Raw genomic sequence first — 13,725 nt, forward strand, 5'->3', positions numbered from 1 at the left:
GTTCATCCGGTAAAAGCTGCCTGAAAATGGCCGGATTTTTGCGTCAGGGGGACGGTTGTCCGGTAGGGCGACGATTGCACCGGTGGCTGGAAGGGTTTTCATGTTCGCAACGCATTGGTTCCGTATTGGCGCCTGCCTGTCTGTTGTCATGGCGGGATGCTCCCTTGTGTCCGGCTGCGCCAGCAGCCCGACCTACGGCACCGACAAGACCGCCATGGAGCAGCTGACCGACGATCTTGGCCAGTCCGTGTCTCTGACCGGACCGGAACCGAAGAACAAGGGCGTCAAATATACGCCGCGCCCGACGCTGGTGCTGCCGGCTGAGGGCCAGCGAGAGACCCTCGTCGCGCCGCAGCCGACGGTGGCCAACAAGGACAATCCGCAATGGCTTGAATCGCCGGAGGAGACCCGCGCCCGCCTCGTCTCCGAGGCTGACGCCAATTCGGACAATCCGAATTACCGCTCGCCGCTGGCAAGCTCCGCAATCGAAGGCGGCCGGCGCACGACCGAAGCCCAGACCCAGGCCTATCGCGAGGCCCGCGCCCTGCAGAAGGGCTCCTACGTCGATCAGCGTCGCTACATTTCCGATCCGCCGCCCGGTTACCGCACCGTCGACGACCCGGCCAAGCTCGATGACGTCGGCGAGCCGGAGCTCAAGAAGCAGAAGAAGCGCAAGAAGGACGCGGCAATCGCCAATTCCGGCAAGCAGTGGTGGAACTTCCTGCAGTAGCAGCTTTGGATCGGCCTGTAGCCCATGCTTTTCGCTTGGGTTCATCGATATCACCGGACCGGCCCCTCATCCGCCTGCCGGGATGACGTTGTTGTGCAGGCCCTGAGATTACGGCGCCTCTCTTCGTTCCGCAAAGAATCGCCGCAAAATCTCGGCCGACTGCACCTCATTGATTCCCGAATAGACTTCCGGCGCGTGATGGCAGGTCGGTTGCGCATAGAATCGCACGCCATTGTCGACGGCGCCGCCCTTCGGATCCTCGGCGCCGTAATAGAGCCTGCGGATGCGCGCAAACGAGATGGCTGCCGCGCACATGGTGCAAGGCTCCAGCGTCACATAGAGATCGGCGCCGGTAAGGCGCTCCTGCCCAAGTGCCTCGCAGGCGAGCCGGATTGCGGCGATTTCGGCGTGCGCGGTAACGTCGTTGAGCTCGCGCGTGCCGTTTCCCGAGCGTGAAACAGCAATATCGTCGACAACGACGACCGCGCCGATCGGCACCTCGCCGCGTTCTCCGGCGGCGCGCGCTTCTTCAAGCGCCATCTCCATGAAACGATTTGTCTTCACGATCGCAATAATTTCCACTTAACCGCAGATGCGTGACCTGATAGACAGGCCCAAAAGGCAGGCAAACAGCAAATGACACCCAAAGACAAGCCAAAACGCCCGGGCGCAAAGCCCCTTTCACGGGATAACAGGCCGAAGGCCGGTCCGAAGGCGGGCGGCGCGAAGCCGGCGAAGGCCGCAACCGCGCGCTCGGCGGCGGCCGAAGCCGACAGCGACACCAAGGCCGAACGCATTTCCAAGGTGATGGCGCGCGCAGGCGTCGCCTCCCGCCGCGACATAGAACGCATGATCATGGAAGGCCGTGTGACGCTGAACGGCACGGTTCTCGAAACCCCCGTCGTCAACGTCACGCTTGCAGACCGCATCGAGGTCGACGGCGTGCCGATCCGCGGCATCGAGCGCACCAGGCTCTGGCTCTATCACAAGCCGGCCGGCCTGGTGACCACCAATGCCGATCCGGAAGGCCGTCCGACCGTCTTCGACAACCTGCCGGAAGAACTGCCGCGCGTCATGTCGATCGGCCGGCTCGACATCAACACCGAAGGCCTGTTGCTGCTCACCAATGATGGCGGCCTCGCCCGCGCCCTCGAACTGCCGGCGACCGGTTGGCTGAGGCGCTACCGCGTTCGCGCCCATGGGGAGATCGATCAGGAAGCGCTCGACAAATTGAAGGACGGCATCGCCGTCGACGGCGTGCTCTATGGATCGATCGAGGCGACCCTCGACCGCACCCAGGGCTCGAATGTCTGGATCACCATGGGCCTTCGCGAAGGCAAGAACCGCGAAATCAAAAATGTGCTCGGCGCGCTCGGTCTCGATGTCAACCGCCTGATCCGCATTTCCTATGGGCCGTTTCAGCTCGGTGACTTGCCGGAAGGCCATGTCGTCGAGGTGCGCGGCCGCACATTGCGTGACCAACTCGGCCCGCGCCTGATCGAGGAAGCCAAGGCGAATTTCGACGCGCCGATCTACAATGCGCCCGCCGTCGCTGCCGAAGAAGAGGAAGAGGCTTCGGCACCGGCCGCACCAGCAAAGCGCGAGCGGCCGCGACGCGAGGAGGATAAGCGCGAACGGGCGCTGAGCCGCCTCGACACCAAGCGTGACGATGGCCCCGGCGGGCGCAGAGACGACGATCGCCGCGGCGGCCGCAGGGATGAAGACAGGCCCAGGCGCGCCCAGCCGCTCGGCCAGCGCCGCAGCGCCAATGTCTGGATGGCGCCCGGCGCCCGGCCCCTCGGCGAGAAGGCGGCAGCCAAGGCCGCAAAGAATGCGCAGACCGCGCGCCGGCGCGGCGAGCAGACGCAGGCAAAGGGCACCGGTTTCCACCATATCGAGGATCGCCCGCGCACGCAGATCAATCGCGTGCGCGAGGAGGACGGCGAATGGATTCGCTCGAGCGAGCAGCCCCACCGCAAGGATGAGGGCGAAGGCCGCGGCCACAAGCGCTCGTTCGGCGATCGCCAGGCCCGCGAAGACCGCGGTTATGGCGACCGCCCGGCGCGTGGCGAAGGCCGTGCGGAGCGTTCGCGCGGCGACCGGCCATTCGGCGACAAGCCGCGCGGCGATCGCAAGCCGCGCGCGGATGGTGATGAGCGTCCTCGCGCCGCCAGAGCCTCCACCGGCGAGAGTCGTTCTGAGCGTCCGCGCAGCGACCGCCCCTTCGGCGATCGACCTTCGCGTGGCGATCGACCTTTCGCCGGCAAGCCGCGTGGCGAACGTAAGCCGCGCGAGGAGGGTGACGAGCGCCAGCGGACAGCCAGAAGCTTTGCCGGCGAGGGGCGCTCCGAGCGTCCGCGCGGCGAAAGGTCGTTCGGCGACAAGGCTGTGAGCGGCAAGCCTTCGGGCGATAAGCCGCGCGGCAAGGGCTTTGCTGGCAAGCCCGGCGGACCCAAGAATTTTTCCGGCAAACCTAAGGGCGCCAAGCCAGGCGGTGAAAGGCCGGGCGGGGACAGGCCGGCGGGCGGTCCGTCCAGAGGTGGTGCTCGAGGAAAGGGAATGACGCGCGGTGCGGATCGTCGGCGGTGAGTTTCGCGGACGGCCTCTCGCCGTGCCAAAATCCAACGATATCCGGCCGACTGCCGACCGGACGCGCGAGAGCCTGTTCAACATCCTGAGCCATGCCTATCCGGAATGTGTCGACGGCACCCGGATCCTCGATCTTTTTGCCGGAACCGGCGCCGTCGGCCTCGAAGCCGTCTCGCGCGGCTGTCGTCACGCGCTCTTCGTCGAAAACAGTGTCGAGGGCCGGGCGTTGCTCTGGGAAAACATCGATGCGCTCGGCCTGCACGGCCGTACCCGCATCCTGCGCCGCGATGCGACCGATCTTGGCAGCGTCGGCAATCTCGAACCTTTCGACGTTCTCTTTGCCGACCCGCCCTATGGCAAAGGGCTTGGCGAGAAGGCGATGGCGGCGGCAGCCACAGGCGGCTGGCTGCGGCCGGGGGCGATCGCGGTGCTCGAAGAACGCGCCGACATTGTCGTTTCGGTCCACCCTTCCTATGTTTTCCTCGAAAGCCGCATCTTTGGCGATACGAGGGTGCATTTCTTCCGGTATCAGCCGCAATAGGCGCGGGGGCGGGGCGTGCAGCAGGCAGAGATCATCAGTCCGAAACTGCCTGCGATCAGCGATTCGCCGACGGTCGCTGTCGCCTTCGGCGGCGGCGGCGCGCGCGGCCTGTCCCATATCCATGTCATTGAAACCCTCGACGAACTCGGCATCCGCCCGGTGGCGATTGCGGGTTCGTCGATCGGCGCGATCATGGGGGCGGGCATGGCCGCCGGCATGTCCGGCGCCGAAATCCGTGAACATGCGCTGGCAACCGTCGGCAACAAGACCGCTGTCGTTGCCCGCATCTGGGGCATGCGACCGACGACAGTGCGCGATGCCGTGGCCAAGGGCATCCGCATCGGCCAGTTCAACCTGGAGCGGATCCTCAAAGCTTTCCTGCCGTCGGAGCTGCCGGCCCGCTTTGCGGATCTGCTGGTGCCGACAAAGGTGATCACCACAGATTATTACGGGCAGAATGAGGTGATCATCGAAGAGGGCGAGCTGTTTCCCGCACTTGCCGCCTCGTCCTCCATCCCCGCCGTTTTCATGCCGGTGCGCCTGCGCGGCCGCGTGATGATCGATGGCGGCATCAGCAATCCTGTGCCTTATGAGTGCCTGATGGATCTTGCCGACATCGTCGTCGGCGTCGATGTCGTCGGCGCTCCCGAGGGCGACGGCACCCACATCCCGAACCGCATGGAGAGCATCTTCGGTTCCGGACAGCTGATGATGCAGACGGCGATCTCGCTGAAGCTGAAGCTTTGCCAGCCGCACATCTTCCTGCGCCCAACGGTCGGCCGCACCGGCGTCATGGATTTCCTCAAGGCTCGCGAAGTGCTGGCTATGTCCGTCGGCGTCAAGGACGATCTGAAATTCGCCCTCGACCGCGAGATCGAAGCGCGGCTAAAACGCTAAGGAACCTTGCACGGGCGCCGTTGCCGGCGTCCGCGAGACATGCGCCAGCGGTTCAGCGAGCATCGCTTCGGCTATGAGCTCGGCATCGTCATTGTCGATTTCGAAGAGACCAAAGCGCAGTCGATAGCCCCAGCCTGTCCGATCGCTCGTGAAAGATAGCCGACCGAGCAGCGGCCGGATGGGCGTTTCAATGGCCCGCCACCAGACGACATCCCGCCTCCAAGGGGGGAAGCCGGGGTGAACCTCCACTTGATATGCCGCCGTTTCCTCGACCACGCCGATGGCCGTGAAAGCCTGCAGGCGATCCTTGCCGCCGAACGTCTCAGTCGGCGAATAGTAAATCACGCGGTCCCCTGGCGCGCTCCGCTTGAGCGGAGCGGCCTTGCCGTGACAGACTTGCATGAACCCGGCTGCGCGCCCGATGCGGACGTGGTTTGCTGATGCGACGGCAATCCAGCTGCGGGACATGGTTCAGTCCTCCGCGACATTGTAGACGCGCAAGCGATGCCCGTCCGGATCGGCAGCAACAAAGCTACGGCCGAAATCGAGGTCGGTCGGCGGCAGAAGGATCGCCGCGCTCTTGCCCTGCCATTCGATATGGAGCCTATCGACCATGTCCGCTGTCGCGACTTTGAAACCGACCTCGCAGCCGCCGCCCGCAGCAGCCGGCGCCGGCTGGACGCCCGTCCGGCCCCACAGTCCGAGCGCCAGGCCCGAAGGCAGAATGAACATTGCGAAGGTCGGGCTGGCCTCCACAGGATCTTGCCCGAGCAGCCGCGCATAAAAGCTGGCGCTCTTCGGCGCGTCGGTTACGAAAAGTAGAATGCTGTTGCTGTCGAACACGATAAACCTCCTGTATGTCGGGCAGGAGAATGTTTAGAGAGACATGCTGACAGATTCTGGCAGTAGCCCACTGTTTTCGAACTGCTCGACCGTCGCAGCTCCGGCAACAGGTTTATGCGTCCGCCGTCACATCCGCGGTGCTTGCCAGCGGATTATCCTCGAAACGATCGGCGGAGCGTTTCGGCTTGACCAGCGGTTCGGGCCGCACCGGGTGGGAAAACAGCATGTCGCGCCCCGCCTGCAGCCCTTCGGAGACCTGCAGCACCAGCCGCGCCTCGTCGCGCTTGCGGATATCCTCGCCGATTTCATAGGCATCGACCTCCGAGACGCCGAGCGCCTCCAGCGTCCGCCGTCCAAACAGCAGGCCCGATTCCAGCGTTTCGCGCAGCTCGTAATCAATCCCCTTGTTGCGCAGTTCGATCGAATGGATTCGGTCATAGGAGCGTACGTAAAGGCGCGTTTGCGGATAGTCCGCTTGCACCAGTTCTACCACCTTGTCAGTGATCTCCTTCTTCTGTGTGCAGACGAGCACGATCTTCGCCCGGTCGATCCCGGCCGAGCGCAGCACGTCCTTGCGGGTGCCGTCGCCGAAATAGATGCGGAAGCCGAAGGAGGAGGCCTGGCGGATGCGGTCGGCGGAAAAATCGATGACGGTGACGCTGCGCCCGCCGGCAAGCAGGATCTGGGCGGCTATCTGGCCGAAACGTGAGAAGCCGACCATCAGCACGTCGGCGCCCGCACCTTCGAAATCCTCGTCGAGCTCCTCCTGTTCATCGCGATTGAGCAGCCGCTTCGACAGCGCCGCGCCGATCGGCGTCAGCGCCATGGACAGCGTGACGATCGCCACCAGCAGCGACGCCGTGCTCGTCGACATCAAGCCGACGACGCCCGCAGTGGTGAACAGCACGAAGCCGAATTCGCCGCCTTGCGGCAAGAGGAAGGCGATGCGGATCGCGTCATTGTGCGGAGATCCCGATATCCGGCAGAGACCATAGATGATGATCGCCTTGACGGCCATGACGATCGGCACCGTGACGATGACGAAGAGTGCGTTGTCGACGAGCACGCCGAGCTCCAGCGACAGGCCGACGGCGATGAAGAAGATGGCGAGCAGCACGCCGCGGAAAGGCTCGATGTCGGCCTCCAGCTCGTGCCGGTAGGAGGATTCGGCCAGCATCACCCCCGACAGGAAGGCGCCCATCGCCATCGACAGTCCGGCAAGCTGCATCAGGCTTGCCGATCCCATGACGACAAAAAGGGCGGCCGCGATCATCGCTTCGCGTGCGCCGGTGCGGGCGATGATCTGGAAGAGCGGCGTCAACAGATAGCGCCCGGCGACGATCATCGCCGCCACGGCGCCGACGGCCACGGCAAAATCGGTGAGCGGCGTATTGCTGCCCTTGCCGCTGCCGTCGAGTACGGTAATCAGCGCCAGGAGCGGCACGATCGCCAGGTCCTGGAATAGCAGCATCGAGAAGGAACGCTGCCCGTATCTCGTGTTGACGTCGCCATCGCCCTCAAGGATCTGCATGGCGAAGGCCGTCGAGGACAGCGCAAGGCCGAAGCCGGCGACGATGCTGCCGCGCCAATCGAGAACTTCGGAAAACCAGGAGAGCGCGGTCAGCGCCAGCCCGGTCACCAGCACCTGCGCCGTGCCGAGGCCGAAGATGTCGCGCCGCATCTGCCAGAGGCGGCTTGGCTTCAGCTCCAGTCCGATGATGAAGAGCAGGAAGACGACGCCGAGCTCGGCGACGGCAAGGATCTGTTCGCCGTCGGTGATGCCGTGGAAGACCGGGCCGATGACGATGCCGGCGGCGAGATAACCGAGCACCGTGCCAAGCCCCAGCTTCTTGAAGATCGGAGCGGCGACCACCGCGCCGCCGAGCAGCAGGATCGTTTCGGAGAAAAGGTCGTTGGGCGCTGACATGCTGGCAATTTCTTTCGACGGCGGGAAACATACTGGCAGCCCCGGCAAAGAATCGGCGGCGGCGGCCTTGATGCCAGGGAGAGTGCACAATAAATGGAAGCCGAAGGAAAGGCCAAATCATGTCCTCTGAAATCGATTCCTCGACACTTCTTTCCCGCGCAAGTCAATTGATCGATCTGGCAAGGAAGGCAGGCGCCGACGCTGCCGACGCCGTGATCGTTCGCTCTCGCTCGCAATCCGTCAGCGTCCGGCTTGGCAAGGTCGAGGGAACGGAATCGTCGGAAAGCGACGATTTTTCGCTCCGCGTCTTCATCGGCAAGCGTGTCGCCAGCGTTTCGGCCAATCCGGGCTTCGATCTCCAGGCGCTGGCCGAACGTGCCGTCGCCATGGCCAAGGTTTCCCCGGAAGACCCCTTCGCGTGCCTGGCGGACGAGGCGAACCTCGCCAGGTCCTATCCCGACCTGCAATTGCTCGATGCCACCGACGTGTCCTCCGAGATGCTGCGCGAGGCGGCTCTTGCCGCCGAGACGGCCGCGCTTGCGGTCAAGGGCGTCACCAATTCCTCCGGCGCCGGCGCGTCGGCCGGCCTGGGCGGTCTTGTTCTCGCCACGTCGCACGGTTTCCAAGGCAGCTACATGGCCTCCCGTTTCGGCAATTCCGTCAGCGTCATCGCAGGCGAAGGCACGGGCATGGAGCGCGACTATGATTTCGACAGCCGGCTTTATTACGCCGAGCTCGACGATCCCGCCGAAATCGGCCGCCGCGCCGGCGAACGGGTGGTCAAGCGCGTCAATCCGCGCCAGGTGCCGACCGGCAAGAACGTCACCGTCGTCTTCGATCCGCGCGTCGCCCGCGGTTTTGTCGGCCATATCGCCGGTGCGATCAACGGTGCCGCCGTCGCCCGAAAGACCAGCTTCCTGCGCGACAGGATGGGTCAGCAGGTGCTGAAGTCGGGCCTTTCGATCACCGACGATCCTCTGATCGTGCGCGGGCCTTCCTCGCGTCCCTTCGACGGTGAGGGCGTGTCCGGCGAGCGGCTTGTCATGATCGAAGACGGTGTCCTGAAGCACTGGTTCCTCTCGACCTCGACGGCCCGCGAGCTCGGCCTGCAGACTAATGGCCGCGGCGTGCGCGGCGGCAGCGCCGTCACGCCGTCTTCCACCAACCTCGCCTTGGAGCCGGGCGAGATCTCGCCGGAGGAACTGATCCACAGCATCGGCAACGGTTTTTACGTCACCGAACTAATCGGCCACGGCGTCAACATGATCACCGGCGAATACAGCCGCGGCGCCACCGGCTTCTGGATCGAGAACGGCGAACTCACTTTCCCAGTATCCGAGGTGACGATCGCCTCGAACCTCAAGGAGATGTTCATGCGCCTGACGCCGGCAAACGACATCGACCGCAAGTTCGGCGTCGCGGCTCCGACCCTCGCGATCGAAGGCATGACGCTCGCCGGGCAGTAAAAACGGGCAGGAATGGAATGACGGGATGAGCGATAGGGAAAAGCTCCGCTGGCAGAACGATCTCGCCTTGATCGCCGATGCTGCTAAGGAGGCCGGCGCGGTCGCCTACGGCTTCTTCAACCAGTCTCCCGAGGTCTGGTGGAAGAACGGCGACCGCTCTCCAGTCAGCGCCGCCGATTTCGCCGCCAATAAGACGCTTGAAACGATCCTGCGCAAGGCGCGGCCGGATTATGGCTGGCTGTCTGAGGAAACCGAGGACGATGAAGACCGCCTGTCGCGCGAGACGCTTTTCATCGTCGATCCGATCGACGGCACGCGGGCCTTCCTCGGCGGGCAGCATGTCTGGTGTGTCAGCGTCGCGGTCGTGCATCGCGGCCGCCCGGTCGCCGGCGTGCTCTATGCACCGGCGCTCGAAGAGCTCTACGAGGCCGTCGACGGCGGCGTGGCGCTGAAGAACGGCACGCCCTTCACCGTTTCCGCCGCCGGGCCGGACGAGATGAGCCGGCTTGCGATCGGCGAAGACCTGTTGAAGACCTTTCCGCCGGCGTTCCGTGACCGGGTGAGACGCGAAAAATATGTCCCCTCGCTGGCCTATCGCATCGCCATGGTGGCAGATGGCCGTCTGGAAGCCACCTTCGTCAAGGGCAATTCGCATGACTGGGACCTTGCCGCCGCCGATCTCGTTCTGGCCTGCGCCGGCGGCGGGCTTGTAGACCTCGACGGCAAGTCGATTGTCTATAACAGGGCCGACGTCACCCATAAGGTCCTCTGTGCGGCGCCAGCGCCCCGTATCGATGAGTTCCTCGCGGCCTTCGCCGGGCGACGAGACAGTTGACGTTTCCGTCAAAATCCCGCAGATGAGGTGGCGGAGGAACTAGGCAGAAAGAGAACAAGAAAATGACTGACTCCGGTGACAAGAAACAGCTTTTGCACCTCGTTTTCGGCGGCGAACTCGAAAGCCTCGAAGATGTCCAGTTCCGTGATCTGGACGGCCTCGATATCGTCGGCATTTTTCCCGACTATGCCTCGGCGCTGACGGCCTGGAAGGCGAAAGCGCAGCAGACGGTCGACAACGCACATATGCGCTATTTCATCGTCCACATGCACCGTCTGCTCGATCCGCAGCAAAAGGCTGGGGGCAACTGACCTCGGCAGCCGCAGCCAGCCGAACGGGCCTTCGTGCATCGGGCGCCCGTCGATCCGGATCGTTTGACGCATTCTGAACAAATTGATCGGCCATTCCGGCCGCAACGATAATAAGGGAATGGGTTTGATGTCGATCGTCTTGGGTCGGAGGCTGGCGCGATGAGCTCTCGGATGGCGCGGCTCGGTCTGAGCACATACCGTCTGGCGGGGACCGTGGCTTCCCCGGTCGTCGGCCTCTATCTGACCTACCGCACGGCCAAGGGCAAGGAAGACCGTGCGCGCCGCCTGGAACGCTTCGGCTATCCGAGCGCCAATCGGCCCCAGGGCCCGCTCGTCTGGTTCCACGCCGCAAGTGTCGGCGAAACCAATGCGGTCATACCGCTGATCCGCGAAATTCGCCGCCGCGACATTCATGTCATCCTAACCACCGGCACCATCACCTCCGCCAGGCTCGCCGCCGAGCGCCTCGGCCAGGAGGCGATTCATCAATATGTGCCGCTGGATCTGAAGCCATCCGTCAGCCGCTTCCTCGATTATTGGCAGCCCGATTGCGCCATCATCGCCGAATCCGAAATCTGGCCGGCGACGGTGCTGGAACTCGGCCGTCGCCGCATCCCGCAAATCCTGGTAAATGCCCGCATGTCGGACCGCTCCTTTGCCCGTTGGCGCGGCCGCCCGTCGATTGCTGAGGCCCTGTTCGAGAACCTCGCTCTCGTCATCGCCCAATCCGATGTCGATGCCGAGCGTTTTCGCGATCTTGGTGCCGTTCCCGTCATCACTTCGGGCAATCTGAAGGTCGATACCGATGCGCCGCCTTATGACAGCGCTGTCTTCGCCCGCTACAAGAAGCAGATCGGCGATCGCAAGACCTGGGCGGCGATCTCCACTTTTGACGGCGAGGAAAATGCCGCCGGCATCGTCCATCGCGCCCTGAAGGAGCGCGATCGTCAATTGACGATCATCGTGCCCCGCCATCCCGAGCGCAGCGACGAGATCGAGGCGGCGCTCGTCAAGCAGGGGCTGAAAGTCGCCCGCCGCACACGCGACGATGTCCTCTCCGCCGATGTCGATATCTTTCTCGGCGATACGATCGGCGAAATGGGGCTTTATCTCCGTCTGACCGAAATCGCCTTCGTCGGCCGCTCGCTCTTTGCCGAGGGTGGTCAGAACCCGCTGGAGCCTGCCATGCTCGGCTGCGCCATCCTCTCCGGCGGCAATGTGCAGAATTTCCGTGAGGCCTATCAGAAGCTCGCCCGCAGCGGCAGCGCCCGAATGGTGCGCGATACCGAAATGCTGGCCAAGGGCGTGCATTACCTGCTGACCAACGATGAAGCCCGCCGTAACATGATCGAGGCCGGCGTCGCCACCGTGCACGAGATGCGTGGCGCACTGTCGGCGACAGTGAAGGGGCTCGAACCCTATATCAATCCGCTGACGGTCAAGGCGCGTTTGTTGCCCAGGACCGCGGCCCAGGTTTGAGGAGACGCGATGTCCGGCCCGGCGCATATCAAAGGCATCCTCTTCGACAAGGACGGCACGCTGCTCGACTATGATGAGAGCTGGCTGCCGGTCAATCGCGAGCTTGCCCGCATCGCCGCTGAGGGCGACCCGCTTTTGGCCGACCGGCTGCTGTCCGCCTGCGGCATGGATCCGGTGAGCGGCCATATCGTCCCCGACAGCCTGCTCGCCGCCGGCAATACAAGGCAGATCGCCGAGGGACTCGTTGCCGCCGGGTCGATGGTGGACATCGACGAATTGACGATCCGTCTCGACGACCTCTTTTCCGGCGCCGCTGAATTTTCCGTGCCGGTGACTGACCTTGCCGGCTTCTTCGCAAGGCTGCATCGGCGTGGTTTCAAGCTCGGTGTCGCCTCCAGCGACAATGAGCGCTCCATCCGCCAGACGGCGGAGCGCTTCGGTTTCGCCCACTTTGTCGATTATATCGCCGGCTACGACAGCGGCTTCGGCGTCAAGCCGGAGCCGGGCATGGTGCTCGGCTTCTGCGCTGCGACCGGTCTTCTGCCTGAAGAGGTCGCCATGGTCGGCGACAACAATCACGATCTGCACATGGGCCTAAATGCCGGCGCGGGACTGAGGATCGCCGTGTTGACGGGAACCGGCTCGCGCGATTCACTTGCTGCGGCTGCCGATCATGTGCTCGACGATATCACCGCCCTCGAGACGCTGCTGCCTGATCTGCAGCCGGCCTGATCGGTAAAGGCTTGCATTTTCATCGATTTTAATCTCTCAATCCGGCCGGGAAGACGAAATTCTCTAGCCGGCGGGGAGCGGACGGCAAAATGATTTCAGAAGCGCCGCCGTTCTGGTGGAGGAAAGCCGATTGGCGGGCCTGGCTGCTGGCGCCGCTTTCCTTTGTCTACGGCCGTGTCGCCGGCCATCGCATGGCCCATGCGCGCCGCGCCTCGGTTTCCGTTCCCGTTATCTGCGTCGGCAATTTCACAGTCGGCGGCGCCGGCAAGACGCCGACGGCGTTGACGCTCGCCCGCGCCGCCAAGGCGAAAGGCCTGAAACCCGGCTTTCTCAGCAGAGGTTACGGCGGCTCGCTCGACGTGACGACCGTGGTCGATCCCCATCATCACCGGGCGGTCGCCGTCGGCGATGAACCGCTGTTGCTCGCCCAGGAGGCGCTGACGGTGATTTCCCGCCGGCGCGTCGACGGTGCTCGGCGTCTGGTGGCGGAAGGCGCCGATCTCATCATCATGGATGATGGTTTTCAGAGCGCCCGGCTGGCGATCGACTATGCGCTGCTCGTCATCGACGCGACGCGCGGCCTTGGCAATGGCCATATCGTGCCGGCCGGCCCGGTGCGTGCGCCGATCCGCCAGCAGCTGCGTTCGGCGACGGCGCTGCTGAAGGTCGGCGGCGGCAATGCTGCCGACGCGATCGTCCGCATGGCGGCACGCGCGGCAAAGCCCTATTTCACCGCATCGCTGAAGGTGCGCGGCGACGACCGGCTTGCCGGCATCAAGGTGCTCGCCTTCGCTGGCATCGCCGATCCCGCCAAATTCTTCCGCACCGTCGAATCGCGCGGCGCCGAAATAGCCCTCGCCAAGAGCTTCGGCGACCACGAGCATCTGACCGAGGAGGAGATCGACGACATCCTGACGACCGCCGAACGCCAGGATCTCCTGATTGTCACCACGTCAAAGGATTTCGTTCGTCTCTCCGGCCATCACGGCAAGGCGGAGCAACTGGCGAAAAAATGCCGGGTGATCGAAGTCGACATGGTCTTCGAGGATCATCTCGCCCCGAGCCTGATCATCGACCGGGCGATCGTCGCCTGTCGCGAGCGGCGTTTAAGGGAAATGAAAGTTAAGAGCTAACGCCGCTGGTTCGGCAGCACGCCGGCACGTTTGTCGGCTTCGATTGCAGAAATAACGTCGGCATAGGGCTCCTGGCGGGCGACGCTCCAGTAGCGCAGTTCGTCGAGCGGGATGTTTTTTCCGGTCATCGCACAGACGACATAGGAGCCGGGCGAGAGAATCTGGAAATCGCCGTCGAGATAACGGATCTTCGCCTCGCGGTTTCCGTGCCCTTCGAACAAATTCATGCGCTCCGTTCCCTG

15 protein-coding genes are annotated in these 13,725 nt (G+C 64.0%); 10 read left to right on the plus strand and 5 right to left on the minus strand.

The window, feature by feature from the left end:
- Nucleotides 1-100: 100 nt before the first annotated feature.
- Complete coding sequence (locus tag NXC14_RS04330) at nt 101-730, plus strand: hypothetical protein (RefSeq protein WP_085777111.1); 630 nt, start codon at nt 101-103, stop codon at nt 728-730.
- A gap of 108 nt (nt 731-838) precedes the next feature.
- Here the strand turns inward: NXC14_RS04330 and NXC14_RS04335 are convergent, their stop codons facing one another.
- Nucleotides 839-1,276 (minus strand): nucleoside deaminase, encoded by a 438-nt coding sequence (locus NXC14_RS04335; protein ID WP_085777112.1) that lies wholly within the window; start codon nt 1,274-1,276, stop codon nt 839-841.
- 90 nt (nt 1,277-1,366) lie between these two features.
- On the opposite strand from NXC14_RS04335, the gene NXC14_RS04340 reads away from it, so the two are divergent.
- Genes NXC14_RS04340 through NXC14_RS04350 form a run of 3 tightly spaced genes read left to right on the plus strand, consistent with a single transcriptional unit; the run spans nt 1,367 to nt 4,757 of the window.
- A complete protein-coding gene (locus tag NXC14_RS04340) occupies nt 1,367-3,319 on the plus strand; it encodes a pseudouridine synthase (protein WP_085777113.1) in 1,953 nt (650 codons plus the stop codon).
- Nucleotides 3,300-3,860 (plus strand): 16S rRNA (guanine(966)-N(2))-methyltransferase RsmD, encoded by a 561-nt coding sequence (gene rsmD, locus NXC14_RS04345; protein WP_085777114.1) that lies wholly within the window; start codon nt 3,300-3,302, stop codon nt 3,858-3,860. The genes NXC14_RS04340 and rsmD overlap by 20 nt, the downstream gene beginning before the upstream one ends.
- Before the next feature lie 15 nt (nt 3,861-3,875).
- Nucleotides 3,876-4,757 carry a patatin-like phospholipase family protein gene (locus NXC14_RS04350; RefSeq protein ID WP_085777115.1) on the plus strand — a complete coding sequence of 294 codons (882 nt, stop codon included), beginning with the start codon at nt 3,876-3,878 and terminating at the stop codon, nt 4,755-4,757.
- On the opposite strand, the gene NXC14_RS04355 is transcribed toward NXC14_RS04350, so the two are convergent.
- The 3 genes from NXC14_RS04355 to NXC14_RS04365 form a co-directional block, all read right to left on the minus strand.
- Nucleotides 4,746-5,225 carry an EVE domain-containing protein gene (locus NXC14_RS04355; protein WP_085777116.1) on the minus strand — a complete coding sequence of 160 codons (480 nt, stop codon included), beginning with the start codon at nt 5,223-5,225 and terminating at the stop codon, nt 4,746-4,748. The genes NXC14_RS04350 and NXC14_RS04355 overlap by 12 nt on opposite strands.
- Nucleotides 5,226-5,228: 3 nt before the next feature.
- Nucleotides 5,229-5,600: a VOC family protein gene (locus tag NXC14_RS04360; RefSeq protein WP_085777117.1), complete on the minus strand. Its 372-nt coding sequence runs from the start codon at nt 5,598-5,600 to the stop codon at nt 5,229-5,231.
- Between the two features lie 112 nt (nt 5,601-5,712).
- Complete coding sequence (locus NXC14_RS04365) at nt 5,713-7,527, minus strand: monovalent cation:proton antiporter-2 (CPA2) family protein (RefSeq protein ID WP_085777118.1); 1,815 nt, start codon at nt 7,525-7,527, stop codon at nt 5,713-5,715.
- A gap of 119 nt (nt 7,528-7,646) precedes the next feature.
- Between NXC14_RS04365 and NXC14_RS04370 the strand changes: the two genes are divergently transcribed.
- From NXC14_RS04370 to lpxK, 6 genes are all read left to right on the plus strand, one after another.
- Entirely contained in the window at nt 7,647-8,993 is a 1,347-nt protein-coding gene (locus tag NXC14_RS04370) for a TldD/PmbA family protein (RefSeq protein WP_085777119.1), read from the plus strand.
- A gap of 25 nt (nt 8,994-9,018) precedes the next feature.
- Complete coding sequence (locus tag NXC14_RS04375; protein ID WP_085777120.1) at nt 9,019-9,828, plus strand: 3'(2'),5'-bisphosphate nucleotidase CysQ; 810 nt, start codon at nt 9,019-9,021, stop codon at nt 9,826-9,828.
- 62 nt (nt 9,829-9,890) lie between these two features.
- Nucleotides 9,891-10,139 carry a DUF4170 domain-containing protein gene (locus NXC14_RS04380; RefSeq protein WP_085777121.1) on the plus strand — a complete coding sequence of 83 codons (249 nt, stop codon included), beginning with the start codon at nt 9,891-9,893 and terminating at the stop codon, nt 10,137-10,139.
- 159 nt (nt 10,140-10,298) lie between these two features.
- Complete coding sequence (gene waaA, locus NXC14_RS04385; protein WP_085777122.1) at nt 10,299-11,618, plus strand: lipid IV(A) 3-deoxy-D-manno-octulosonic acid transferase; 1,320 nt, start codon at nt 10,299-10,301, stop codon at nt 11,616-11,618.
- 9 nt (nt 11,619-11,627) lie between these two features.
- Nucleotides 11,628-12,350: an HAD family hydrolase gene (locus NXC14_RS04390; protein WP_085777123.1), complete on the plus strand. Its 723-nt coding sequence runs from the start codon at nt 11,628-11,630 to the stop codon at nt 12,348-12,350.
- A gap of 89 nt (nt 12,351-12,439) precedes the next feature.
- Nucleotides 12,440-13,483, plus strand: a complete 1,044-nt coding sequence (gene lpxK / locus NXC14_RS04395; protein ID WP_085777124.1) for a tetraacyldisaccharide 4'-kinase — start codon at nt 12,440-12,442, stop codon at nt 13,481-13,483.
- On the opposite strand, the gene NXC14_RS04400 is transcribed toward lpxK, so the two are convergent.
- Nucleotides 13,480-13,710, minus strand: a complete 231-nt coding sequence (locus tag NXC14_RS04400) for a DUF2093 domain-containing protein (RefSeq protein WP_010010632.1) — start codon at nt 13,708-13,710, stop codon at nt 13,480-13,482. The genes lpxK and NXC14_RS04400 overlap by 4 nt on opposite strands.
- Between the last annotated feature and the right edge of the window lie 15 nt (nt 13,711-13,725).

The organism is Rhizobium sp. NXC14 (genome assembly GCF_002117485.1).
Taxonomy (GTDB): domain Bacteria; phylum Pseudomonadota; class Alphaproteobacteria; order Rhizobiales; family Rhizobiaceae; genus Rhizobium.